Source organism: Elusimicrobiota bacterium (genome assembly GCA_040757695.1).
In the GTDB taxonomy this organism is placed as follows: Bacteria; Elusimicrobiota; UBA8919; order UBA8919; family UBA8919; genus JBFLWK01.
The window spans coordinates 1-25,609 of record JBFLWK010000017.1 but is presented as its reverse complement, the minus strand read 5'-3'; the positions used below and the strand labels follow the sequence as shown (position 1 = coordinate 25,609).

Here is a 25,609-nt window from a genome sequence, read left to right as displayed (position 1 = left end):
CGCCGACTACTCTGTGCCCTGCCCGGAAATGGGGACGGAGGAAACTTTTCTACGCCACTTTAGTGGCGGTATAACCGAAACTGAAGTTTCGTAGAAAGAAAAAGAATTAGAAAAATAAGAAAATGGTTAAAATACTTAACCAGATATTAAAAAAAGTGGTCAAGTGGTTAAGTGGTCAAGTGGTTAAGTGGCTATATAGCTTTTTACTAATCACTTATTCACTTATTCACTTATCCACTTGCATCTATGGCGCGTTTGATGAACTGAATATCGGCGCCAGACCACAGGGTATGGCAGGCGCATTCACCGCTATCGCAGACGATACCAATGCGCTGTTCTATAATCCAGCTGGAATCTCGCAACTAAAAAAATCAGAATTCACATCCAATTACGGTCGGCTGTTCTTAGGGCTTGATGATAATTCTGCTATCGGGTCGTCATTCGTCGGCTATGCGCATCCGCTTGAAAAATACGGAACACCCGGTATCTCGTGGTATAATTTAGCGCTTTCTAATCTGTATGATGAAACCGCAATATCTGTATCATACTCGTATCCGTTTACCAAAGATTTCTTGGCAGGTGTCTCAGTAAAGAACCTATCCAGAAAGTTTGGTAGTGATTTATATACCGAGACGGCAAGAAACGATATAACCGACGAGACAAGGTCTGAAAACGGCAAAACAAACGACCCTGTGTTTGATAACGGCAAAAAATCAACAGTATACAGCGGTGATTTGGGACTAATGTATTTGTATTCTAAAAATGTATCTATTGGCTTTTCGGCAAGAAATTGCACAACACCTGATATCGGGCTAACAGATAGTGATAAAATATCAGCAGTATATCGGCTGGGCTGTGCCTACAAAGGTGGAAGAAGAAACGATTACTTGTTGTCGGTTGAAGCGGTCAATAAAAACAGCGATATCAATTTCTTAACTGGCGGTGAAAAATGGTTCTCAGCAAAAACGATTGCGTTACGGGGTGGCTTAACTATCGGTAGCAGACGCTGGACAACTATTTCACTCGGCACTACTTTACGGCTTGAGAATCTATCGGTTGATTACGCATTCCTGTGGCCTTTATCAGGTATAAAAGATGTACTCGGGACACATAAAATTGCACTGACTATCAAATTGGGTAGACCTAAACTGACTAAAGAAGAACAGGCGTTTTTAGAGGAACGGGTAGAAAAAATCAAAGCAGAAGAAACAGCCAAGAAAGCACTGTTAGAAAAAGAAAAATTCCAGAAAGAAGCAGAACGAATAAAATTGGATACTGCAAAAAAAATAGAAGAGGCAAAACGGGCTGAAGCAGAAGCAAAACGACAACGGCAAATGTTGGCATTACAGGAAGCAGAAATGGAAAGAATGCGACAGAAAGCAGAATTAGAAAAAGCATTCAAGGACTCTATGCTGGACTATCAGAAACGGGTTTCAGCAGGTGCAGAAGTTTCAGAACGGCTTTTACTACTTGACAAATTGATAAAAAAATACGATAATAAAGGGATAGATATTTCAGATGCGACAAAAGAACAAGATGCAGTTATGGAACTCCAGCGGACTGCTAAAACGGATTATACTGCATCCATAACATATTACAGACGCTTAAAAGCAAGAGGCGCCACACCGGCCCAACGGCAAACATTATTGCTAAGAATTGTTGAAAAGTATAAAGGGAAAGGAATAGATATCTCAGAAGCAGAACGAGAGTTAGAGACAATAAAATAAAGACAGGTTAAAGGGATAAATAAAAGGTTAAAATTAAAGGTATAAAGTTAAAATTACAGCAAAACATTTTGACCTTTAACCTTAAACTTTTAATCTGCTGTTTTAACCTTTAACCTTTAACCTGATTTTGTTATGACCATAAAAAACCGACTGATTGGTTCTTTTTCATTGATGATTGCTATCGTTGGGATTATGGCAATCATTTTATTTGTCCAGGGTAAAGCACAGCGATACTATCTCAGACAATCGGTACAGAATTATTCATTCAGTGCAGGTATCCGCGAGATACAGTACTATCTTGAAAAATCTGCATCTGCATATGATTTCTATCTTGTTCTGTCAGATATATCAGAAAAAAACAGGTTTTTAGAATACTCAAAGTTGTTAACTGAAAAAACAAATAATTATATCAACGAATTAAAAAATTTCAAAGTCAGCAAGACGGAATATAATAGTTTTCTGGAAATAGCCGAAAATAGTGAACTGCTTACTACAAAATGGAAAAATAGCTTCGCTATCTATGAGAGTGGTAGTAGAGGAAAAACAAAAGTGCTTTCAGCAGTTGACGAAAATATACTGCCACATTTTAATAAACTAAAAACTGAACTTGCCTGTATCTATCAAACAAAACTAAAAGCATTTAAGTCAGCAGAAACAAAATCATTAGTAATAGCGAAAATAAACTTTTTGATATCTGCCGGATTCTCTGTGCTCGCAGTTGTACTTGCAGCGATTCTATCAGTTATTCTGTTTCGGTCTATCTCGCATCCATTAACCAAACTTAAAGAAGGCGCTGCCAGAATAGGTGCAGGTAATTTTAATTCCGAGATACAACTTTCTGGCGGTAAAAATAATGAACTAACACTATTGGCTGATGCGTTTAATAAAATGGCACAAAACTTAAAAGTGAAAGAAACACAAATTATACAAATGGACCGAATGGCTTCTTTAGGTCAACTTGCAGGCGGTATCGCACACGAACTTAATAATCCATTAACCGGCGTTTTAGGTCAGTCCCAGATAATACTTGAAAAATTACCACAAGCCGACCCGTTAAGAGATACACTTGAAAAAATTACACGTGCGGCAGAACGATGCCGAAAAATAACAAAAGGGCTTTTAGATTTTGCACGACAGAAGGATTACTATTTTGAACCTACTGATATCTCTAAAGTGGTTGATTCATCGCTTGAAATCTGTTCCTCTGATATCGCTGCTTCAAATATTCATATCATCAGAAATTATAGAACAAATATCCCAAAACTAAAAGTTTCTATACCACATATCCAGCAGGTCTTCCTGAATATAATTACAAATGCAATACATTCTATGCCGGCTGGTGGCACGTTGACAATCACAACAGAAGCAAGAAGCAAGAGTCAAGAAGCAAGAAATCAGAAGTTAGAATCTGACATCTTGCCTCTTACTTCTTGTATCTTGGTTTCATTCAAAGATACAGGCATAGGGATTCCTAAAGCGAATATAGACAAAATTTTTACACCGTTTTTTACAACAAAAGAACCCGGTAAAGGAACCGGGTTAGGACTCGCTATTTCTTACGGGATTGTTCAACGCCATAACGGCACCGTGATGGTTTCAAGCGAAGGCGAAAAAAAAGGCGCAACATTCACAGTAAAATTACCTATCTAAAAAATGGGGACGGAGGAAAATATGTTAGTAAAAAACAATAGATGGCTAGTGCTGTTTTTCCTATCTACCTATCTACCTATCTACCTATCTACCTATCTTCGTAGCGACGGTTTCAAACTTGATGAAACAAAACCTAAAATTATTACACCAAATGGTGACCATAGAAATGATATCTTAATCATCAAATGTACAGATGAAACTTCAGGCGGTGTCCAAATTACAGCAAGAATACTTACATTAAACGGTGCTTTTGTTATTGATATGCATGTTAATAATATCAGTGATCCATATAACCCTTTAATAACATGGGATGGTAAGAAAGATGGTAAGACGGTGCCCTCAGGCATCTATATATATCAGATAGAGGCAGAAGACAAAGTGTTTAACGGAACTGTGGTGGTAGCAAAATGAACAATAAAAAATTGTGTAATGTGTTATGTGTAATGTGTTATGTGATAAAGGTATTAGTATTTGTTCATTTCACATTTCACATTTCACATTTCACAAATCTTTATGGTGCGTTTGACGAATTCTCGCCCGGCGTTAGACCCGCAGCATTAGGTGGCGCATTCATTGCAATTTCCGACGACGCTAATGCGGTTTTCTATAACCCCGCAGGACTCTACCGAATAACACAAAACGAGCTTTTAGCATCACTAGGTCGGCTTTATGTTGGATTAGACGATGAGTCAAACATTTCTAATTCGGTTGTCTCATACCTGAACCCGTTCGGGAAATACGGTACCGCCGGGCTGGGTATGTCTACACTTTCATTATCCAGCTTGTATACTGAAAAAATTATCTCGTTTTCTTACGGATTACGGCTTGTTCCTAAATTAGGCATCGGATTAACTATGAAATCGCTTTCGCATGAATACGGCTCTGATACATACACAGAAAATGCAATTGATGATACTGGAAATGCATTGGGCGAACCAGACCCGGTGTTTGAAAACGGGAAACTTAAATCTCAACTATCATCTGATTTCGGACTGTTTTATAGACCTGAGTCAAAATACAATTTAGGACTTGTTATCCAGAATCTTAATTCGCCTGATATTGGATTAAAGGAATCTGATAAGGTAGAAAAAACTAGCCGAGCCGGTTTTGCATATACATCAAAACGGGCTAATTTAGCTGTTGAAGTTATGTCAAGAAACGATAAGACCAATTTTATTGCCGGGTTTGAAAAATACTTCTTAAAAGACGGAATAAAAATATTCGCATTACGCGGTGCGCTGACTTTCGGTAGCGATACTTTACGACGATTCTCTATCGGATTCGGGTTAGACCAAAAAAAATACCGGCTTGATTACGTATTCCTTTATCCATTGGTAGGAATCAATGATATGTACGGCAGCCATAAAGTATCCTTTTCAGTGCTGTTCGGTCCTATACCAAAAGTTGAGCAACTTGCAGCCGAATTCCCGCCTGAAATTGAAATAGAAGAAAAACTGGCTGTTGAAGAAAAACTACCCACTACACCATCTGTACCACTACCAACTGTAAGAGCAATTACAGACAATGACCGACTCGCATCAGAACTTTTAATAAAAGATACACAGTACGCCTACCGAAAAGGATTGTATGCAAAAGCAACTGAAAACATCATCCGAGCAATTGGTTTGGACCCTGATAACCAAGGTGCTCGCACAATCAACAAGAAACTCCAACCTATCGCATCAATTATCCGTGAAAAAACTGAATCAACAAAAACTGCTAAAATTGTACGAAAAGGCATCACAGCATATCTGGAAAATAATCCGGAAATGGCAGTTAATGCTATCCGCTATGCAACTGAACTATCTCCAGACGATATCGCACTTCAACAGGTGTTTGAACTGATTGCCAAAGAATATCCGGAAACCGCCTCGCAAGAAAAATCAATCCCGGGGTTAACACTTGTAGATAAAAAACTTCAGCAGGCACTTGAAAATATCTATGCCGGCAAATATGTCCAAGCAATCGCAGAATGTAATACCGTGTTAGAACTCGAAGAAGATAATGTTACAGCATTACAACGACTCGGCTCTGCATACTTCGCTATTGGCGATGTTGAGAAAGCAAGAGCCGCATGGAGAACTGCACTAAAATACGACCCAAATAATCCGCAAATTCTGGAATTCTTACAGGAAAAACCAGCCGCTACACCGATACCAAAAATAGAAAAACCAAAAAGTTATGTCGTCCAGAAAGGCGACTCGCTACCTGATATCGCACAAAAAGTGTATGGCGATAAATCACAATGGCGAAAAATTTATGATGCAAACCGCGATAAACTGAAAAACCCATACTCACTATTTATTGGACAGGAGTTGACAATCCCATAAAAATTTTGTATAATAAATTTTTGAATGAAACACGAATAAAGACAAGTATCACGAATTAACCCGAATAACTGCAATGTCTTATTCGTGAAAATCCGTGATAGTATTCGTGATGTGTTATTTGTGATTTTTATGAAAAAAATACTGATTGTTGACGACTGCCCTGAAACACGAGAGTTAATCCGATTTACACTTACTCAGCAAAATTATGAGGTTATTGAAGCAGGTGATGGCGAAGAAGCACTAACCAAAATATCTGCAGAACATCCTGATTTGATAATACTTGATATCATAATGCCGAGACTTGATGGCTACACATTAGCAGAAAAATTAAAAGAAAACAAAAAAATTGCAAAAATACCAATCATTATTTCTACATTTAAATTTAAACTAAAAAGCGTTTTTGAACTGAATAAAATTTCGCAGGTCAAAGATTTTATAGAAAAACCATTCCTGCCTGAACATCTTGTAGAAAAAGTTAAAAATATTCTTGATAATGAAACTGAATAGATTTTATCTGTGTTTATCTGTGTTATTTATCTGTGGTTATCTGTGTTATGCACAAACTGCAGAGGACTATTTTTTTTCAGCAGGCAAAAAATATACCGACGGGAATACAGAAGCCGCTATCACTGATTTAGAACAAGGACTGAAACTGAACCCAATAGATACTCAGGCAAAAGATTTTTTAGCTCTCTGCCTGAATGAAATAGCATTAAAATACTATATCAAAGGCGATTACCAAACCGCAATGCCGTATTTGGAAAAATTGATAAAACTGTTCCCGGATCCTGAAGTAACTAAAATGTACGAACATGCTAAAAAGGTGATAGAAACTATACCTAAAGGATTACCAGGTGTACCACCAAAACAGGAACTACCACGACCACCTGTTATTCCAGTTGAAAAAACGGTTACTAAAGCAAAACTGCAAATAGAAAAACAAAAAGAACAACTTGCAGCACAGAAAATAAAAAAAGGTGAAGAAGGAAAAATAACAGAATTAAGAAAAGAAATGTTAAATGAGGTTCTATCAAAAGCAGAACAGCAACTCACACGACTGTCAAGCGACCTGCAGCAAACTGAAGAAAGAATAATCAGCAACCTTGCTAAACAGCAGAAAGAACTTAAACGAACATATTTTGTATACTCTTTAGGTGTGGTGGTTGCATTGGCTGGTTTTATCTTTTTGATTGTCTCAATCTCGTCATATATCAGCCATAGACGATTAAAAGCATTCCAAGAAAAATTATATCTGCAAAAAGGTATGGCATATGGTTCTGAAGGAGAACCAGTGCTTACATATGATTCTGCAGAAGTAAAAGAAATAATTGATGAAATAGATACACGGGCTAAAAAATTAGCTGCAATTGAATCCATAAATGCAGAACTGGTTTCTGAAAAAGATTTAGCACTCGGCGAAAAATTATTACAGCCTTTCATAGAAGATGAAGATGTAATCGTTAAAATAAAAGCATATCAATCAATGTGGAAATATAATGCTGCTAAAACAATAGAAAATATTAAAATGATGCTGAATAGTCCTGATATATCTGTAGTAAAAAACGGGCTTGAAATTCTACAGGGTATTGAAAGTCCTCAGGTGGCTGAATTACTGCTGGAAGTGAAGACGGAAAGTGAAGAAATAAAAAAAGAGATTATAAAAGTAATCTCAGGTATACTGGAAACTAAAAAGGATTTTCTATCTGCTTCACTATCACAAAAAATTGAACAATTTATTGCTGATACCAAAAAGAACTGGGTTGTTTCATAGCAGTTATTCGTGTGGTATTCGTGATGTGTGCCGTTATTCGTAAACAATTCGCGTTTTTCAAAAAAGTACTTGACAAAATACTAATTTTTTGTTATACTGTTTTTAAAGAAGTAGAAAGTATTGCGTAATGTGAGAGGTGGCTTATGACCTTGGCACAATTGATGTTTGCTTTATACTTTGCATTTCTTGGCGCTTATCCGTCAATTGTCTTGTTCAGGGTATTAAAGCAGAATGGCAGAGTGTTGAACAAGTTAGATGAAGGATTCAGGCTGATTGGTTCTAAAATGGATGAAGGTTTTAGAAGAATGGATGAAGGCTTTAGAAGAATGGATGAAGGCTTTAGAAAAATGGACGAAAGAGCAGAACAGAGGCACAAAGAGGCAATGCAGCAACATCAGGACATAGTTGAATTTCTGAAGCAAAACCAAGAGATTATGAAAAAAGGGTTTGGAGAATTGATTCAACAACAGGTAAGCTAACGGTTTCAAACTCGCAAGATAAAAAGCACAAGAGCAGAAGAGCACAGAATAACGGCAAGTTAAAAGGAGGGAACAAAAATGGCTCAGGAAAAAACAGCACAAGAAAAAGATAAGGTTATCGCGTTAAGAAGCACGATGGATTCGGTCAAGCAGTCGTTTGCATTAGAACTTGCACGACAGCGAGAGCGGTTTTCTAAAGAACTGGATGCTAAAGATAAAGAGATAAAATCACTCAAGGCACAGATTGATGTTCTGAATTTTGACCTGCAAGAAAAAGCGAAAAAATCAGAACGGACTATAAACGAGCATTTAGAAAATATACGGTCTTTAGAAAGTCTAACTAAACAATTACAGAACCTGCTCGCAGGCAAAGAAACCGAAATTGATACACAGCAGAAAAGAATGACAGAACAGAAACTGAATTATGAGAAACAAATAGACGAGCAGAATGTTAAAATAGAAACATTGCATACAACAATTCGGAAATTAGAAGAAGAATCATCGCTGATCAAAAGCCGACTGCAAGACGAGCAGAACAAATGGGATGAAATCCTGCAGATGAAAGAGAAAGATTTTAATGTGCTGAAACGTGAGATGGAGAAAAAAATCAAAGAATGGGAAGCAGAATATCAAAAGGGTGAATCAGAAATACAGATTGTGCGTGATAGACGGAATCAATTAGAAGAAGAATTGAAAAAAGCAGGCGACCGAATGAAAGAACTAGAACTTGAGTACAAAGAACAAATCTTTGCAAAAGATAGAGAAATTCAGGCGTTGAAAGATACGCTTGATTCAAACGAAAAATCATGGCAACGACGTCTGGGTGATATAGAAATAGATAAATGGAAACAGGAAGTAGATGCAATGATAAAATCAGCAAATACATCACTGGCTGAAGAAAGATCAACAGAAGAAGAACCAAAATGATACAAAATGAAAAAAATATGTACATACCTTTTTTTACTTTACACTTTACACTTCACACTTTACACTTTACTTTACAGTGTTGATAACATAGACCGTGAAAAACTAACACTGGAAACCAATATTGAAAAACGAATAACAGACGCACTTTCTAAATTATTAAGCCCACAGGATTTTATCGTTATCGTAAATATAGAGCCAATTATAGAAGAACTGGCAAAAGCAAAACCAAGAGAAAAACTTCAAATTGAACAATTAACTTCACCAGCAGAAACAAAAAAAATTACTAAGGACTATATCCTGCCAGGTGTACCAACCAAAAAAAACCTGTTAGAAGAAGAACAAAAGAAACCAGCAGCAGCACCTGTGCAGGTGATTGTGCCACCGGCTGAAAAAGAAATAGAAACATTAAAAAAGTTTATCAAAAAAATTACTGTCACAATAAAATTTGATAGAACTATACCCGATACGATTGTCGCAGAAGCACGAAAACTAATTACAGGGCTTGTTAATTTTAATACCACACGGGGTGATTCGCTGGTAATTGAAAAAACCGAATTTTATAAAAAAAATATACCATGGTGGCAAACAATCGCAACTTTGCCGTCAGTTCTGTGGATATCAGGAGTCCTTTTATTTGCATATTTTTTGTTTGGACCGCTGAATGTATTTTTTAAACATCTCGTTAGCACACTCTCTACTAAACCTGCTACACCAACACCTTCTTTGGATAATTTGATACCACGACAACCAGCCGGCGGTGGCGGTGGTGTCGGCGGTGGGTCGCTTGTAATGTCGCTTGACGACGGAAAATCGGGTAAGCCAAAACTGTTTTCGTTTGTTAATGAAGGCAACATCAGAAACCTGGCATATCTGTTAAAAGATGAATCACCAGAAAGAGTAGCACTGGTGTTAAGTTATCTGAAAAGTGACTGGGCATCGTTTGTGTTATCACAACTACCTGCTGACTTACAATCAAAAGTAGCAGTTGAACTTGGCTCTGTAAAACAACTTGAACCTGATGATGTTGAAATAATGGAGTTAGAACTTAAAAAGAAAATTGATTACCTTATTGGCGGTGCTGCGGAAATTATTGAACTCTGTGAACGGTCTGATAAACAAACCGCAGAACATATTTTGTCTGCATTAGCTGTCTCAAATCCGCAACTATTTGAACAGGTTAAATCACAACTGCTTGAGATAAATGATTTGAACTATATTGATTCTATTGGGTTAAGGATACTTTTCAGAGAGATACCACTACCATCATGGGCAATCGGGTTGAAAGCAGCAAACAAATCTACACGCGAAAAAATACTGAAAACACTACCACAGGGCGCCGCTGAAATGTTAAAACAGGAAATAGAACTTAACCAGATGGTTCCACAGATAAGAATTAACGAAGAAGAACGAAAAATTATACTTATAATGAGACGGTTCAGAAATGAGGGCAGAATTACAATTGTTAAGGGAGAAAAGGGTGGCGAGATACCTCAAGAAAAACAACCAGAAGTAAAACAAGAATCTGGAATTACAATAGAGAAAGAGAAAACAGAAACAGAAACCAGAGAAAAACGACTCGCAAGAATAAAAGAACGACTCCGACAGAAACCACCACCACCTGAAGAAATAGAGCCAGTCCCAACACTAACAGAAGATGAAACAGAACCTATCCTGACTCCGTCAGTTGAGGAACAACCTTCCTCCCCACCCGCTCCTGAGGAATTAAAGACAGAACCCAGAGAAAAACGACTCGCAAGAATAAAAGAACAACTCCGACAGAAACCACCACCACCTGAAGAAATAGAGCCAGTTCCAACACCAACAGAAGAAGAAACAGAACCTATCCTGACTCCATCAGTTGAGGAACAAACACTCGCACCCGAAGAACTAAATACAGAAACCAGAGAGGAACGACTTGCAAGAATAAAAGAACGATTAAGAAAAGAAAGAGGAATATAACGGGTTAGTTGCGTTTGTTGGGTTTATTGGGTTTGTTGAGTTGAAAACCAAATGAACTCAATGAACTCAATAAACTCAAAAAACTTAAAGTGGATATTCTAACAATAGTTGGGTTAGTAATTGGGTTTAGTGCGGTTTATTATGTAATGTATCATGGCGGGATTGTAGAATTATTGATAAATCCTTTAGCCGCTGTGCTTGTGTTTGGTGGCACATCGGGTGCAGTACTAATTGGTGTGCCGTGGACACAACTAAAAACTGCACTGCGAGCATCACTGTTTGTATTATTCCCTAAAAAAGTCAGACAGCAACCTGAAATTATAATTAACCAGTTGATTATGCTCTGCGAAAAAGCAAAAAGAACCGGTGTGGATTCTTTACAGGAAGATATTCCATCAATGGAAGATAGATTTTTGAAAGAAGGACTGCAAATGCTGATTGATGGGTTGGCACCGGATTTAATCCGAGACAATTTAGAAACTGAAATCGTTTTTATCCGTAGACGCCACAACGCAAACGCAGGCGTGTTTAGAACTATGGGCACACTCGCACCTATCTTCGGGCTTTTAGGTACACTTATCGGCGTAGTCCAGGTGCTCAAAAATCTCGCAGACCCAAAAACAATGGGCGCATCTATGGCAATCGCTGTAACTACAACTTTCTATGGAATCTTTTCAACTAATTTTGTGTTCCTGCCAATCGCATCAAAACTGAATGCACTATCAGAATCTGAAATTCTATCTAAAGAAGTCGTTATTGAAGGAATACTATCAATCCAAGCAGGTGATATTCCGCTTATCTTACGAAAAAAACTGGCAGCATATCTCGCATACAGAACAAGAAAATAAAAAGGAACCGAATGCTGTTCTGCGTCTGTTCTGTGTTTTAGTTCCGCGTCAGTTTGGCGGTTTTCTATGGAAAAAAAATTCAAAAAAATTACCTTCTGGGGTGGAGAACGCGCAACAACACCAATCTGGCTTACTATCTATTCTGATATGATGACAAACCTGATGCTGTTCTTTTTGATGCTATGGGCGTTAACCCGAGCAACACTGGAAACCCAGCGTATTGCACAGATGAGTTTTGTGACAACTTTTGGTAGAGGTAGACTGGATATAAAAATAGTAAAAAAAGAACAACAAATACCGCCTGATTTTGAAAAAATAATCAAAACAGAAACTACAGCACAAGGTATCCGAATCGTGTTTGATACACCTGTACTGTTTGATTTAGGTAGCGCGGTCTTGAAAGAACAAACAAAACAGCCACTTGAAAAACTGGCTACCTGGCTTTCTGATGTGCCATATAAAGTTATTATAGAAGGACATACGGATAATATACCAATCAAACGGGAATTGAGATACTCGTCTAACTGGGAACTGTCATTAGATAGAGCACGCAGTGTTGTAAAATTCTTTCAGAAAAAAGGTATCAACCCGAAACGACTGTCAGTAGCCGGCTACGGCGAATACCAGCCACTATATCCAAATAATACAGCACAGCATAGAGCGTTAAACCGCCGAATAGAATTGTATATCCTCTATAAAGACGAACTATGAGAACTAAAAAAACAGTATTTTTTGGCAGACGATTTGGCGAGTCAGCTGAATTAGACCCGAATATGTGGATTGTATCTTACGGTGATATGATGACAAACCTGATGATGTTTTTCTTGCTGCTGTTCGCATTAACCCAAGCATACCAGAAAGCAACCCAAGTTTCAGAAAATATGCTGATTGTGAAAAAATTACAGCAGTTCGGTAAAGTAAATGTATCTATTGATAGAATAAATGTTACACTATCACAAGATATAATTTTTAAGCCGGCATCCGCAGAACTTAAACCTGAATTTGTAAAAATATTACAGGAACTTATACCGGAATTACAACAAATACCAGGCGAGATTATTGTGGCAGGTCATGCGGACTCTAAACCTCTATACGGCGGTAAGTATAAAGATAACTGGTTTCTGTCCGCAGCACGAGGCTGGAGCGTCGGTAGTGAACTGCTCAAAAACGGGCTTGAACCTAAACGATTGCAGGTTCGTGGTTATGGCGAGTTTAATCCAGTCGCATCAAATAAAACTGAACAAGATAGAGCAAAAAATAGACGGATTGAAATCTGTATTATGCGAATTAAAAAAGAATTACCAAAAAGATTTATCTACTATAAAACAACTGGCGAAGAGAATATATCTGAAATCGTAAAAAAGTTCCTGGGAACTGAAGAACATACCGATAAAATTCGGCAACTCAACCCTGATAAAATTGATAACTCCGGTAAAGTGGTTAAAGATACAGAACTCCTAATCCCTTATCAACCATAATACCACTACACCAATCTTTTTGGAGGTTGGGACAGGCTTGTTCAGGAGCAATCGCCTTATTGGTTAAGTGCATTGCCTTAACCTCCAGGACAAATGTTCTAGTAAATTCAAATCATGTAAGGATGTTTTCTGTATTTCACTTTTCTGAAATTCTGAAATTCTGAAATTTGCCTTATTGCTAAAAGTGTTCGCTTTACCGATTACGGCTCCGATTTATCGGAGCCGACTATTTACTATTCGCTATCCTATGACACTCTACCTTGTTGACGGGAATTCCTATATCCACCGCGCATACCATGCTATCCGAAATCTTACTACATCCAAAGGCGAGTTGGTAAATGCTGTGTATGGTTTTACCAGAATGCTATTAAAAATTTTAAAACAGTATAAACCCGATTATATCGCGGTCTGCTTGGATTATCCTGCACCTACCTTCCGACATAAAGAGTTTTCAGAATATAAAATGCACCGAAAAAAAACAACAGATGAACTAAAAAACCAGTTCCCGTATATAAAACAAATTATGTCTGCACTAAACCTGACAGTCTACGAAAAGGAAGGTTACGAGGCAGATGATTTGATAGCAACTATATCTTCTAAAGCAAAAAAACAGCCACTTATTGAAACAGTGATTGTTACAGGCGATAAGGATGCATTGCAACTTGTGGATGAAAAAGTTAAAGTCCTGAATGAACCTAAAGATATTTTGTATGATAGAGACGAGGTTATCAAAAAATTGGGAGTTGCACCTGAAAGAGTAGTTGATTTTTTAGCGCTGTCAGGTGATACAGCTGATAATATACCCGGTGTGCCCGGTATCGGCGAAAAAACTGCTGCCAAAATTATCCAGCAATTCGGTAGTATAGAAAATATCTTGAAAAATTATATGCTAATTAACGGGAAAGTTAAAGACCTGATTGCTCGGCATTTTAATTCAGCAATCCTGTCAAAAAAATTGGTAACACTTGTAAACGATATACCGATAGAAATTGATTTTGAGCAGTTAAAGCCTAATGCACCTGATAATAAAAAATTTATAGATATCTTGCGACGGCTGGAATTCTTTTCATTGATACCGGAAATGGGGACGGAGGAAAAGGGGGGAATAGAGACAGCGGGAAACTATAAAATAGTGTCGGCTGAAAACGATTTAAAAAAACTTGTAGAATATATAAAAACAAAAAATGAATTCGCATTCCTTGTCTCTAATGCTGGCTGGTGTCTGTCCTGTCAAAAAAATACAGGATTCTATATCCCACTCAGTCATCAAACATTGAGTTCTACAACGCAATTCCACCTATTACCTGTTGAAATGGTTGTCAGGTATCTCACACCATTGTTTGAAAATAATAATATCGTTAAAATTACGCATAGTATAAAATCACAATTGTCTTTTTTGTATAAATACGGTATCTTGTTCAACTCGTTCGGAAATGTTTTTGATACTGAAATCGCGTCCTACCTGCTGAACCCATCTCGGAAAAATCATTCATTAGTAGAGATTGGAATTGAATATCTTGGAACTAAACTGGATGATTTTAATGGTAATCCTGAAAATATAGAGGTCCAGGAAGCAAAAGATATTTTTGGCAAAAAGACAAACTTAATTTTACAATGTTCGCAAATGCTTACATCTGAACTTTCAGACAAAAAATTGTTGCCGCTTTTTCAGAATATTGAAATGCCATTAACCGAAATTCTGTATAAAATGGAAAAAACAGGTATTAAACTGGACGATAAATACCTGAGAAGTTTAGCACACGAATTTTCAGAACAACTTCAGCAACTGGAAAAAATGATATTCTCTATGGCTGGTGAAGAGTTTAATATAAACTCACCAAAACAACTTGCATATATCCTGTTTGATAAACTCGGGCTTCAGCCTGTAAAAAAAACAAAAACAGGCTTCTCTACCGACGAAGAGGTTCTTTCAATACTCGCCCAAACCGCAGAACTGCCTAAATTGTTGTTAAATTATCGCGAAATATCAAAATTAAAATCAACCTTTATAGACGCATTGTTAGAAAAAATCAATCCACAAACAAAACGACTCCATACATCGTTTAACCAGACAATTACATCAACAGGTCGGCTATCATCATCAGAACCGAATCTGCAAAATATACCTGTTAAAACGGAATTAGGCAAAAAAATTAGACGCGGCTTCGTTGCAGAAACAGGCTATATTCTGGCATCGTTGGATTATTCTCAAATTGACCTGCGAGTGCTCGCACATATCACAAAAGATAAAATGCTCTGTGAAGCATTCCAGAAAGGCGGAGATATACACATATCAACCGCATCAGAGGTCTTCGGATTAAAAAAAGAAGAAATTACTGCTGAGATGCGAAACCGAGCAAAAGGTATAAATTTCGGTATCGTCTACGGACAACAGGCATGGGGACTTTCACAACAATTAGGAATTACAACTGAAGAAGCACAAAAATATATTGACCAGTATTTTGGAAAATATAGCGGTGTAAAAAACTGGATAACCGAAACAATAAAAAATGCGAGAGAAACAGGTTTTGTAACAACACTGTTAGGTAGAATCAGATACCTGCCTGAAATAAATAGCCAAAACCAGCAGATGCGTGCATTCGCAGAACGAACAGCAATCAATACGCCGATTCAAGGCACAGCCGCTGATATTATAAAAGTCGCAATGATAAACATAAATAAAAGATGCAAGATGCAAGATGTAAGATGCAGGATGTTGGTTCAGGTTCATGACGAACTTTTGTTTGAAATTAAGGATAATGAAATCAATACATTCATTCCAATGATAAAAACCGAAATGGAACATTCTCTTAAACTTGATATTCCTGTAGTTGTAGATGTAAAAATTGGCAAAAATTGGGCTGATTTAGAGATAATTAAAAATGAAAAATGAAAAATGAAAAATTCAAAATTATTGGGCTTACTGGTGGGATTGCGTCTGGTAAAACAGCGGTATTAAACGAGTTCAAAAAACTCGGGATTAAAACAATCTCGTGCGATAAAATAACACAACAGGTTTATAAATGGACAAATGTCCAGATAAGAATTAAGAAACTTTTCAGAACACTTAATAGAAAAAAAATTGCAAAAATTGTTTTTTCAGATTCTGTAAAACGAAAACAACTTGAAAAGATTCTTCATCCTGCAATTATTAAAGAACTTAATCACTTAATCACTCAATCACTTAATCACTTGATTGTTGTTGATGTGCCACTTTTGTTTGAAGCGCATCTTGAAAGAATGTTCAATAAAATTATTGTCGTTTATTGTAAAAAAAATCAGCAAATTGAACGATTGATGAAACGGGATAAAATCACAAGAACTGAAGCAGTAAAAAGAATAACTTCGCAAATGCCACTTTCTAAAAAAATAAAATCTGCCGAGTTTGTTATCAAAAATACAGGACATCAGAAAAAAATAAAATCAGCAGTCAAGAAACTACTTGACAAAATAAAATTACGAATAACTAATCACGAATGTCATCACGAATTTTCACGAATAAAATCAGTACAGTTATTCGTGTCTTGTTCGTGATGTGTACTTTTATTCGTGAGCCGTTATTCGTGAATAAGGAGCGAAGCGATTATGGAACAGACCACCAAAACGGATATTTCTGCACTATCAAAAAAAAGTATGGCAGAACTGACGACACTGGCAAAGGATTTGAAACTTGACGATATTGCTGGGTTAAAAAAACAGGAGTTGGTCTTCAAGATTTTGCAGGCACAGAGTACTCAAAACGGGCTTATGTTTGATGAAGGTGTCTTGGAAGTTTTACCGGACGGATTCGGATTCCTTCGGTCACCAAACTCAAATTATCTGCCCGGGCCTGAAGACATCTATATTTCACCATCACAAATCAAAAAATTTGCACTCAGAAAAGGTGATACCGTATCAGGTGAAGTAAGACCGCCTAAAGAAAACGAACGATTCCTGGCACTCTTGAAGGTTCAGGCAGTTAATAACGAAGATCCGGAAAAAATTAGAGAACGCGTGTTGTTTGATAATCTAACACCGCTTTATCCGGAACAAAAAATCAATCTTGAAACAAGAAAAGATGAAATTACAACTCGGTTGATGGATTTGCTAACACCTATCGGGAAAGGACAACGTGGACTGATTGTTTCGCCGCCTCGTGCAGGAAAAACAATGATACTTCAGAAAATCGCTAACGCAATAACTACTAATCATCCTGAAATACACCTGCTCGTCCTGCTGATTGATGAACGTCCGGAAGAGGTAACCGATATGCATCGTTCTGTAAAAGCAGAGGTGATTTCATCCACTTTTGATGAGCCACAGGATAGACATATACAGGTTGCAGAAATGGTTCTGGAAAAAGCAAAACGGCTCGTAGAACATAAAAAAAATGTCGTAATTCTGCTTGATTCTATTACGCGGCTCGCAAGAGCGTATAATGCTGCTCAGCCATCATCAGGTAGAGTGCTTTCAGGCGGTTTGGATTCTAATGCGCTACAACGACCTAAAAGATTTTTTGGTGCTGCCAGAAATATAGAGGAAGGTGGCTCTTTAACAATTATAGCAACCGCATTGGTTGATACCGGCAGCAAAATGGATGATGTTATCTTTGAAGAATTTAAAGGTACCGGAAATATGGAAATACATCTTGATAGAAAACTCGCTGATAGACGAATCTTTCCAGCAATAGATATAAACAAATCCGGAACCAGAAAGGAAGAACTTTTACTACTACCAGAAGTGCTAACTAAAATCTGGATTTTAAGAAAAGTGCTTACTCCAATGTCATCAGTTGAAGTAATGGAATTACTCATAGAAAAAATCTCGGCAACTAAATCAAATAAGGACTTCCTGAAATCAATGGAATTTTCACAGTGAAAATAATCTACTCAATCTTAATCTTAATCTCAATCCTGCCATCACACCTTTATTCTATATCCACAAAACCATTCTACGACGAACTACTAATCACAAAACTTGATGTTTCAACACAAACCGATTACGATTTTGTAAAACAACTTGATGAACTCGTACTGATAGACCATACCGTCAGAAAAAATGAAACACTCCAAACTATCGCCCGAAAATATGGAACTGATGCCGCTACAATAAGAGGTATCAATAATCTTGAAATAACAACATTGAAACCAAACCAAAAAATTTTGGTTATCAATAAAAAGGGCTATATTCATACTATAAAAAAGAACGAAACATTAAATACAATCTCAAAAAAATATAAAATATCTGCCGAGATAATCCTGGTTGCAAACGATTTTGAAGACGAAGATGAAATAGAATTTGAAACTGGCAGAAAACTTTTTATTCCTGGTGTAAAAATTCAGTTTGCTGAATTTATATGGCCTGTTGTGAACTGCCGTATCACAAGTAGGTTCGGATTAAGAAGACATCCGATTTTTAGAGATAAACGGTTTCACGAAGGTTTGGATCTCGCAAGATGGTACGGTGCACCTGTAAGAGCAGCATCTAACGGAAAAGTTATATTCGCTGGACGGGAACACGGTTATGGTAAAATGGTAATCATACGGCATAAAAACGGTTTCTCCACAAGATACGGACACCTCAGGTCTTACTTCGTAAAAAAAGGACAATTTGTAAAAGCAGAACAAACTATCGGAAGAATAGGCTCGTCCGGCTATTCCACAGGTCCCCATCTACATTTTGAGATAAGAAAATACGGCCGCCCAATGAATCCACTAAAATATCTCAGAAATCAATTCATTAGAAGGAAATGAAACTGAAAGCAAAAAATAAAATCCTGTTAATCCAGTCAAAGAAGTTTCAGTGTCTTCTGTGGCTTCAGTGGTCAAGTTAATAGGACGCAGATTTTCGCAGAAAAAACAGATTTAAAATTTATATTTTTATAATCTTCGTAATCTGCGTACATCTGCGTCCAAAAAAGGAAATTTCTATGCTTTTAAATTAAAATGTCAGTCGCCAAAGACAACCTAACTTGACTTTTTTGTTTGTTTTTGTATAATAGAAAAATAAGTGGGAGTCGTGAACTTGTTCAGGAATAGGAGAAAAAAATGAAAGAAGGAATTCATCCGAATTATGTAGAATGTAAAGTGGTCTGTGCCTGCGGAAATAGTTTTATTACAAGGTCAACTAAACCGGAAATAAAACTGGAAATATGCTCTAAGTGTCACCCATTTTTTACCGGCAAACAAAAACTGGTTGATACCGCCGGCCGGGTGGATAAGTTTTTATCAAGATATGCTAAAACAAGTGGTAAAACCGTAACAAGAAAACCAAAAGCAGTTATAATGAAAATAAAACCATTGAAAAAAATTAAAAAAGCAGTCCCGAAAGAGTTCTCTAAAAAAGGTAGATTAAAATATACAGGCACAAAAAAGGAACAAAAACCATCTCAAAATTAGCATACTGCAGTTGCATTAACAAAGGCAAAGTTTTTCTTTTTTGAGAAATCTTTGCTTTTTCAATTCTATGATTATAGAAAAATTAAAAAAAATTGAAAATGAATATCACGAGATAGAAAACTTGTTATCTAACCCGAATGTAATTGCTGATTCGCAAAAGTTGAAGGATTTGTCAAAACGAAGAAAAGAAATCTTGCCAGTTGCTGAAAAGTATCAGCAATATAAAAAATTAACACAGGAAATTTCACATATAAACGAAATTTTGGTATCAGATGATTTAGAAATGATTGAACTGGCAAAAACAGAATTGATAGAACTTGAACGAAAAAAAAATATGATTGAACTGGAACTTAAACAACTTCTGAAACCTCAAAGTCCACTTGATAAAAAAAATATTATTGTTGAAATCCGTGCAGCAGCAGGTGGAGAAGAATCATCACTGTTTGCTTCTGATTTATACAGAATGTATACACGATATGCAGAATCAAAAAAGTTTAATACGGAAATACTATCCGTGAGATCAACAGGGCTTGGCGGTATAAAAGAGATAATTTTCATAGTTGAAGGTAACGGTGCATATGGTCTTTTTAAGTATGAAAGTGGAACACATCGTGTTCAACGAGTACCAAAAACAGAAGCAGCCGGCAGAATCCATACCTCAACAGTCACAGTAGCAGTCCTTGTAGAACCTGATGAAGTAGAAGTTGAAATAAAGCCAACCGATTTGCGAATTGATACATACCGCGCAGGCGGACACGGTGGACAGTATCTCCAGAAAACTGATTCTGCTGTTAGAATTACGCATATCCCGACAAATACCGTTGTGGTATGCCAGGATGAACGGTCACAGTTAAAAAATAAACTAAAAGCAATGAAAATACTTAAAGCCCGATTATATGATACTATAAAAATTCAGCGACAACAGAATATTGATAATGATAGAAAAAAACAGGTTGGAACTGGTGAACGAAGTGAAAAGATAAGAACTTATAATTTTCCGCAGGATAGAATTACTGATCATCGGCTTAACGACAGTTTTCATAATATCCAGAATATATTAGACGGTAATATGGATATTATCATGGATAAATTCAAAAAAATAGAACTTTTATGAATACAATAGAGTTGTTAAACTATGGAAAAAAAATGCTCGGTAATAATCTGTTATATGATGCTCAACTTATCTTGGCACATTGCCTGAAATTAAAACCTGCAGAGGTCGTTTTGAACAGAAAGAATATAAAGACTAAACAAAAATATATGTACCAAAAAATGCTAAATAAACGAAAAAAAGGTATCCCAACAGCATACCTGCTCGGTGAAACAGAGTTTATGGGCTTGAAATTTTATATTGATAAAAGTGTTATGATTCCACGTCAGGAAACAGAGATTCTGGTTGAAACAGCAATTAAAATCGCTTTCCATCTCTCCATTTTAGATATAGGCACTGGCTGTGGAAATATCGCGATTTCGTTAGCAAAATACCTGCCAGATGCTAAAATAGTCGCAGTTGATATTTCTAAAAATGCATTAAAAATTGCTAAAAAAAATGCAAGATTACATAATGTATCAGGCAGAATTACTTTTTTGCAAAGCAACTTATTTAACCTTCTACCCTCTACCTTCTACCTTCTACCTTCTTTTGATTTAATTGTTTCTAATCCACCATACATAAAAACAGCAGAGTTAAAAAAACTCCAAAAAGAAATTTGGTATGAACCGAAAATTGCATTTGACGGCAGTTTTGACGGCTTAAAGTTTTATAGAAAAATTATTGCTGAGAGCAAAAAATATCTCAAAAAGAATGGTTGTCTTATGTTTGAAATTGGGTATCATCATTCCTCTGCAATAAAAAAAATTATGTTGGAAAATGGTTACAAAAATATTACAATAAAAAATGACTATTCTCAACAGCCAAGAGTAATTTATGGACAGAATTATAATTAACGGCGGCAAAAAATTATCCGGTACAGTAAAAATTAGTGGTGCTAAAAATGCTGCATTGCCAATACTTGTTGCTACATTACTTACCGACGATAAATGTGTTATTGATAATGTTCCGGAACTTGAGGATGTAAATACTGTATTGGCTTTATTAGAACAACTCGGTAAAAAAATAAAAAAAATAAAAAATCAGATAACCGTTTTGCCTTCCAGAAAAATAAAAACTAGCGCACCTGAAGAACTTGTCCGCAAAATGAGAGCATCTGTTCTCGTCGCAGGACCGCTTTTAGCAAGATTCAAAAAAGTGAAAATTCCACTGCCAGGCGGATGCGCAATCGGTATAAGACCAATCAATATCCATTTAGATGGATTCAAAAAACTGGGCGCTAATTACAGTATTATGCAGGGCTGTGTTATGCTAAATACAAAACGATTGACAGGTCGTAAAATTATACTGGATTTCCCATCAGTAGGTGCAACCGAAAATATCTTGATGGCAGCCACTTTGGCAGACGGTGAAACAATAATTGAAAATACTGCAATTGAACCTGAAGTAACTGATTTGGCAAATTTTTTGGTAAAAGCAGGTGCCAAAATATCAGGTGTCGGTACAAAAGTTCTAAGAATTACAGGCACGAAAAAACTGAATAGTGTAGAATATAAAATAATCCCTGATAGAATAGAAACAGGTACATTTATTACTGCTGCTGCTATAACATCAGGCAATATCAAAATCGTTGGCTCTAATCCTGAATATAATGAATCGTTTATTGAAAAAATCAAACTGGCAAACACAAAAATATCTGTTATAACTAGCAGTATAATTGTAAAAGGTTCTAATATAATAAAACCTGTTGATGTTAAAACTGCTGTTTATCCATGTTTCCCGACAGATTTACAACCGATGTGGATGACACTGATGACGCTCGCTAAAGGAGAATCTGTTATCACTGAAACTGTTTTTGAGAACCGGTTTCAAACGGGTGCAGAACTTATCAAAATGGGTGCTGATATAAAAATCAAAGGCAATTTGGCAATTGTTAAAGGTGTAAAAAAACTTACAGGTGCAAAAGTTGTGGCGTCTGATTTGCGTTCCGCTGCTGCACTTATACTCGCCGGGCTTGCTGCAAAAGGAAAAAGTGAAATAACAGGGTTGGAACATTTAGACCGCGGATATGAAAATAGCGTCGCTAAATTTAAACAACTCGGTGCTGATATAAAACGGGTTATTGACAATTAAAAATTAAAAATGTAAAATAAAAAGTTATGAATACTATTGTAAAAAAGATTATCTACAAAGTAAAAAAAGAAGGTGATGATGCAGTTTCATATTTTACAAAAAAATATGATGGTATTGAACTTTTACCAAAAAAATTTAAGGTTTCTGAAAAAGAGTTTAGAACCGCTGTTAAAAATGTTAGTAACGATTTTTTGATTGCAATTAAACAAGCAAAAAAAAATATAGAATTTTTTCAGAAAAAAATACTACCAAAACTAACCGTCATCAAAAAAAACGAAATAGTGCTTAAATGTGTTTTTAAGCCAATAGAAAAAATTGGTATCTATATTCCAGGCGGTAAATTCTCATATCCATCAACAATCTTAATGACTGCTGTCCCTGCTAAAATCGCAGGGGTTAGAAAAATAGTAATGGTAAGTCCACCGAAAAATTTGACTGCCGAAGTTCTGGTAACGGCTAAAATCTGTGGTGTTACTGAAATTTATCGTATCGGCGGAGTTCAGGCGATTGCGGCACTGGCATATGGAACCGAAACGATACCAAAAGTTGATAAAATCGTAGGACCTGGAAATATTTTTGTAACAGAAGCAAAAAGACAGGTTTTCGGTGATGTTGGTATTGATATGCTCGCAGGTCCATCAGAAGTTTTGATAATTGCAGACAGTACCGCAAATGCGGATTTTGTAATTGCTGATTTGTTAGCACAATGTGAGCACGATAGAAACGCAACCGCAACTTTAATCTCGTTATCAAAACGATTAACTGACACAGTAAAATACAAATTTCAACATTTCGTGTTTCCGCAAACACGGAATATCTTTTTGAAACAGATAAAAATAATAAATACTCAAACTCTTAAACAGGCAATAAAACTGATAAACGAATTGGCACCAGAACATCTTGAAATCATGACAAAAAATCCGGAAAAAATTGCTGAAAAAATAAAAAATATAGGTGCAGTTTTTATCGGGAACTATTCACCTGTTGCGATTGGAGATTATTTCGCAGGACCAAGTCATGTTTTACCAACAAGTGGTACAGCAAGATATTCATCCGGACTTTCTGTCTACGATTTTCTTAAAACATCATCAGTTATTCAATATAACAAATCTGCCTTAAAAAAATCAGCAAAAAAAATAATCAAACTGGCAGAAACCGAGCGGCTTTTTGAGCATGTAAATTCTATTAAAATAAGAACACTTGCTCATTTAGCTAAATGTGCAAATGACAATTAACCTAACCAAACGGGAAATAGAAAAATTGAACTCTGCATTTGGGGAAAAAAAATGAGAATAGCAAAAATCAAGCGAAAAACTACTGAAACAGTGATAGACCTCCGACTTAATCTGGATGGTTGCGGAAAATATAAAATTAGAACAACTATCCCGTTTGTTGATCATATGCTCTCACTTTTTGCTAAACATTCTTTAATTGATTTGAAAATAAAAGCTAAAGGCGATACTGAAGTTGACTGCCATCATCTTGTTGAAGATTTGGGAATTGTGCTGGGCGAGGCAATAAAAAAAGCGCTTGGCAAAAAAATTGGGATTACACGCTATGGCAATTTTCTGCTGCCAATGGATGAAGCATTAAGTTATGTTGCAATTGATTTATCTGGTAGACCGTATTTTTCTTTTGATGTTAAATTCAGCAGATTTGTTGAGTTTGACTATCCTTTAATCGAAGAGTTTTTTAGAGCAGTTTCTTATTCTTGTGGAATGAGCCTGCATGTAAAAAACCACACCGGCAAAAACAACCATCATATTGCAGAGTCTATTTTCAAAGGTTTTGCAAAAGCATTCCAGCAGGCAATAAAAATAAATAAAAAAATTAAAACAATCCCATCTACAAAAAATAAATTGTGATTATCACCTTTTATTATGTTTAAGTTATGCAGTTTATTATTCATTTTTCTTCTATTTTGTAATATGGGCTGGACTGAAATGATTAATTCTAACATGGTCAATATTCAATTCAATGTAAAAGTTCCAAGTTATACTCAAACAACGGATTCGGTTTTTATATCGGGCAATATTGCTGAATTAGGGAACTGGGATTCGGGAAAAATCAAATTAGAAAAAATTGGCAATTTTATCTATCAGAAAAGTTTTTCGCTATTAAAAGGAACAAAAGTTGAATTCAAATTTACCCGTGGCAGTTGGGAAACGGTTGAAAAAGGAAAGAATGGTGAAGAATTGTCAAACAGGGAATTAACAATTACAAAAGATGAAGAAATTCTTTTTACCGTTGACAATTGGGCAGATACTGTTAAAACCGAGAGAAAACATACATTAACAGGAAATATAAAATTTCACGAAAATTTTTACGCCAAAAAATTAAATAACAAAAGAACTATTATTGTTTATCTTCCGCCGAATTATGAAAAAAATATAAAAAAGAGATATCCTGTTCTTTATATGCATGACGGACAGAATATATTTGATTCTGCAACCTCTTTTATAGGTATTGAGTGGGCAGTTGATGAAACAGTTGAGAAATTGATTTCAGAGAATAAAATTAAAGAAATTATCGTTGTAGGGATTTACAACAATACAGACAGGGCAAAGGAATATACGCCTTATATTGACAAACAACACGGTGGTGGCGATGCTGATAAATATGCTAATTTTATAATAAATGACTTAAAATCTTTTATTGATAAAGCATACAGAACCTTGCCTGACAGAAACAATACTGCGATTATGGGTTCGTCGCTCGGCGGAATCGCATCGCTTTATATTGCATGGGAATACCCCGAAATATTTTCAATGACCGGTGTAATCTCGCCTGCTTTATGGTGGGCTGATTATAAGATTCTGGATGAAATAGAAAAATCGCCAAAGAAAAAGATTAAACTATATCTTGATATGGGAACAAAA

The 25,609-nt window shown here is 36.2% G+C and carries 23 protein-coding genes; all 23 read left to right on the top strand.

The window, feature by feature from the left end:
• Positions 1–122: 122 nt before the first annotated feature.
• Entirely contained in the window at positions 123–1,727 is a 1,605-nt protein-coding gene (locus tag AB1349_04970) for a type IX secretion system membrane protein PorP/SprF (GenBank protein MEW6556690.1), read from the top strand.
• Between the two features lie 132 nt (positions 1,728–1,859).
• Positions 1,860–3,377: a HAMP domain-containing sensor histidine kinase gene (locus AB1349_04965; GenBank protein MEW6556689.1), complete on the top strand. Its 1,518-nt coding sequence runs from the start codon at positions 1,860–1,862 to the stop codon at positions 3,375–3,377.
• Positions 3,378–3,398: 21 nt separating this feature from the next.
• On the top strand, positions 3,399–3,788 hold the full coding sequence (locus tag AB1349_04960) for a gliding motility-associated C-terminal domain-containing protein (GenBank protein MEW6556688.1): 390 nt from the start codon (positions 3,399–3,401) through the stop codon (positions 3,786–3,788).
• Positions 3,785–5,707 (top strand): tetratricopeptide repeat protein, encoded by a 1,923-nt coding sequence (locus AB1349_04955; GenBank protein MEW6556687.1) that lies wholly within the window; start codon positions 3,785–3,787, stop codon positions 5,705–5,707. The genes AB1349_04960 and AB1349_04955 overlap by 4 nt, the downstream gene beginning before the upstream one ends.
• A gap of 129 nt (positions 5,708–5,836) precedes the next feature.
• Positions 5,837–6,214, top strand: a complete 378-nt coding sequence (locus AB1349_04950) for a response regulator (GenBank protein ID MEW6556686.1) — start codon at positions 5,837–5,839, stop codon at positions 6,212–6,214.
• Positions 6,201–7,478: a hypothetical protein gene (locus tag AB1349_04945; GenBank protein ID MEW6556685.1), complete on the top strand. Its 1,278-nt coding sequence runs from the start codon at positions 6,201–6,203 to the stop codon at positions 7,476–7,478. The genes AB1349_04950 and AB1349_04945 overlap by 14 nt, the downstream gene beginning before the upstream one ends.
• Positions 7,479–7,621: 143 nt before the next feature.
• Complete coding sequence (locus tag AB1349_04940) at positions 7,622–7,957, top strand: hypothetical protein (protein ID MEW6556684.1); 336 nt, start codon at positions 7,622–7,624, stop codon at positions 7,955–7,957.
• Positions 7,958–8,035: 78 nt separating this feature from the next.
• A complete protein-coding gene (locus AB1349_04935) occupies positions 8,036–8,884 on the top strand; it encodes a hypothetical protein (GenBank protein MEW6556683.1) in 849 nt (282 codons plus the stop codon).
• A gap of 6 nt (positions 8,885–8,890) precedes the next feature.
• Positions 8,891–10,843: a FliG C-terminal domain-containing protein gene (locus AB1349_04930; GenBank protein MEW6556682.1), complete on the top strand. Its 1,953-nt coding sequence runs from the start codon at positions 8,891–8,893 to the stop codon at positions 10,841–10,843.
• Between the two features lie 89 nt (positions 10,844–10,932).
• Complete coding sequence (locus tag AB1349_04925) at positions 10,933–11,691, top strand: MotA/TolQ/ExbB proton channel family protein (GenBank protein MEW6556681.1); 759 nt, start codon at positions 10,933–10,935, stop codon at positions 11,689–11,691.
• A 66-nt stretch (positions 11,692–11,757) separates the two neighbouring features.
• Positions 11,758–12,402, top strand: coding sequence for a flagellar motor protein MotB (locus AB1349_04920; protein MEW6556680.1), 645 nt, complete (start codon positions 11,758–11,760; stop codon positions 12,400–12,402).
• The gene (locus tag AB1349_04915; protein ID MEW6556679.1) at positions 12,399–13,169 is read left to right on the top strand and encodes a flagellar motor protein MotB; all 771 of its coding nucleotides are present in this window, start codon (positions 12,399–12,401) and stop codon (positions 13,167–13,169) included. The genes AB1349_04920 and AB1349_04915 overlap by 4 nt, the downstream gene beginning before the upstream one ends.
• A gap of 247 nt (positions 13,170–13,416) precedes the next feature.
• Entirely contained in the window at positions 13,417–16,062 is a 2,646-nt protein-coding gene (polA, locus tag AB1349_04910; GenBank protein ID MEW6556678.1) for a DNA polymerase I, read from the top strand.
• The gene (gene coaE / locus AB1349_04905) at positions 16,059–16,703 is read left to right on the top strand and encodes a dephospho-CoA kinase (protein ID MEW6556677.1); all 645 of its coding nucleotides are present in this window, start codon (positions 16,059–16,061) and stop codon (positions 16,701–16,703) included. Before polA ends, coaE begins: the two co-directional genes overlap by 4 nt.
• Before the next feature lie 51 nt (positions 16,704–16,754).
• A complete protein-coding gene (gene rho / locus AB1349_04900; GenBank protein MEW6556676.1) occupies positions 16,755–18,026 on the top strand; it encodes a transcription termination factor Rho in 1,272 nt (423 codons plus the stop codon).
• Positions 18,023–18,901 carry a M23 family metallopeptidase gene (locus AB1349_04895; protein ID MEW6556675.1) on the top strand — a complete coding sequence of 293 codons (879 nt, stop codon included), beginning with the start codon at positions 18,023–18,025 and terminating at the stop codon, positions 18,899–18,901. Before rho ends, AB1349_04895 begins: the two co-directional genes overlap by 4 nt.
• A 294-nt stretch (positions 18,902–19,195) precedes the next feature.
• Positions 19,196–19,546: a 50S ribosomal protein L31 gene (rpmE, locus tag AB1349_04890; GenBank protein MEW6556674.1), complete on the top strand. Its 351-nt coding sequence runs from the start codon at positions 19,196–19,198 to the stop codon at positions 19,544–19,546.
• Positions 19,547–19,613: 67 nt separating this feature from the next.
• On the top strand, positions 19,614–20,660 hold the full coding sequence (gene prfA / locus AB1349_04885; GenBank protein MEW6556673.1) for a peptide chain release factor 1: 1,047 nt from the start codon (positions 19,614–19,616) through the stop codon (positions 20,658–20,660).
• The gene (prmC, locus tag AB1349_04880) at positions 20,657–21,493 is read left to right on the top strand and encodes a peptide chain release factor N(5)-glutamine methyltransferase (protein MEW6556672.1); all 837 of its coding nucleotides are present in this window, start codon (positions 20,657–20,659) and stop codon (positions 21,491–21,493) included. Before prfA ends, prmC begins: the two co-directional genes overlap by 4 nt.
• Entirely contained in the window at positions 21,474–22,730 is a 1,257-nt protein-coding gene (gene murA / locus AB1349_04875; GenBank protein MEW6556671.1) for a UDP-N-acetylglucosamine 1-carboxyvinyltransferase, read from the top strand. Before prmC ends, murA begins: the two co-directional genes overlap by 20 nt.
• A 26-nt stretch (positions 22,731–22,756) precedes the next feature.
• Complete coding sequence (gene hisD, locus AB1349_04870) at positions 22,757–23,965, top strand: histidinol dehydrogenase (protein MEW6556670.1); 1,209 nt, start codon at positions 22,757–22,759, stop codon at positions 23,963–23,965.
• A gap of 51 nt (positions 23,966–24,016) precedes the next feature.
• Positions 24,017–24,595, top strand: a complete 579-nt coding sequence (hisB, locus tag AB1349_04865) for an imidazoleglycerol-phosphate dehydratase HisB (protein ID MEW6556669.1) — start codon at positions 24,017–24,019, stop codon at positions 24,593–24,595.
• A gap of 78 nt (positions 24,596–24,673) precedes the next feature.
• Positions 24,674–25,609 (top strand): alpha/beta hydrolase-fold protein (locus AB1349_04860; protein ID MEW6556668.1); only part of this gene is annotated, 936 nt, incomplete at its 3' end.

Bases quoted from the DNA above. Each gene is read 5' to 3' on its own strand.
- AB1349_04970 (MEW6556690.1), top strand. From the start codon at position 123: ATGGTTAAAATACTTAACCAGATATTAAAAAAAGTGGTCAAGTGGTTA.
- AB1349_04965 (MEW6556689.1), top strand. From the start codon at position 1,860: ATGACCATAAAAAACCGACTGATTGGTTCTTTTTCATTGATGATTGCT.
- AB1349_04960 (MEW6556688.1), top strand. From the start codon at position 3,399: ATGTTAGTAAAAAACAATAGATGGCTAGTGCTGTTTTTCCTATCTACC.
- AB1349_04955 (MEW6556687.1), top strand. From the start codon at position 3,785: ATGAACAATAAAAAATTGTGTAATGTGTTATGTGTAATGTGTTATGTG.
- AB1349_04950 (MEW6556686.1), top strand. From the start codon at position 5,837: ATGAAAAAAATACTGATTGTTGACGACTGCCCTGAAACACGAGAGTTA.
- AB1349_04945 (MEW6556685.1), top strand. From the start codon at position 6,201: ATGAAACTGAATAGATTTTATCTGTGTTTATCTGTGTTATTTATCTGT.
- AB1349_04940 (MEW6556684.1), top strand. From the start codon at position 7,622: ATGACCTTGGCACAATTGATGTTTGCTTTATACTTTGCATTTCTTGGC.
- AB1349_04935 (MEW6556683.1), top strand. From the start codon at position 8,036: ATGGCTCAGGAAAAAACAGCACAAGAAAAAGATAAGGTTATCGCGTTA.
- AB1349_04930 (MEW6556682.1), top strand. From the start codon at position 8,891: ATGAAAAAAATATGTACATACCTTTTTTTACTTTACACTTTACACTTC.
- AB1349_04920 (MEW6556680.1), top strand. From the start codon at position 11,758: ATGGAAAAAAAATTCAAAAAAATTACCTTCTGGGGTGGAGAACGCGCA.
- AB1349_04915 (MEW6556679.1), top strand. From the start codon at position 12,399: ATGAGAACTAAAAAAACAGTATTTTTTGGCAGACGATTTGGCGAGTCA.
- polA (MEW6556678.1), top strand. From the start codon at position 13,417: ATGACACTCTACCTTGTTGACGGGAATTCCTATATCCACCGCGCATAC.
- coaE (MEW6556677.1), top strand. From the start codon at position 16,059: ATGAAAAATGAAAAATTCAAAATTATTGGGCTTACTGGTGGGATTGCG.
- rho (MEW6556676.1), top strand. From the start codon at position 16,755: ATGGAACAGACCACCAAAACGGATATTTCTGCACTATCAAAAAAAAGT.
- rpmE (MEW6556674.1), top strand. From the start codon at position 19,196: ATGAAAGAAGGAATTCATCCGAATTATGTAGAATGTAAAGTGGTCTGT.
- prfA (MEW6556673.1), top strand. From the start codon at position 19,614: ATGATTATAGAAAAATTAAAAAAAATTGAAAATGAATATCACGAGATA.
- prmC (MEW6556672.1), top strand. From the start codon at position 20,657: ATGAATACAATAGAGTTGTTAAACTATGGAAAAAAAATGCTCGGTAAT.
- murA (MEW6556671.1), top strand. From the start codon at position 21,474: ATGGACAGAATTATAATTAACGGCGGCAAAAAATTATCCGGTACAGTA.
- hisD (MEW6556670.1), top strand. From the start codon at position 22,757: ATGAATACTATTGTAAAAAAGATTATCTACAAAGTAAAAAAAGAAGGT.
- hisB (MEW6556669.1), top strand. From the start codon at position 24,017: ATGAGAATAGCAAAAATCAAGCGAAAAACTACTGAAACAGTGATAGAC.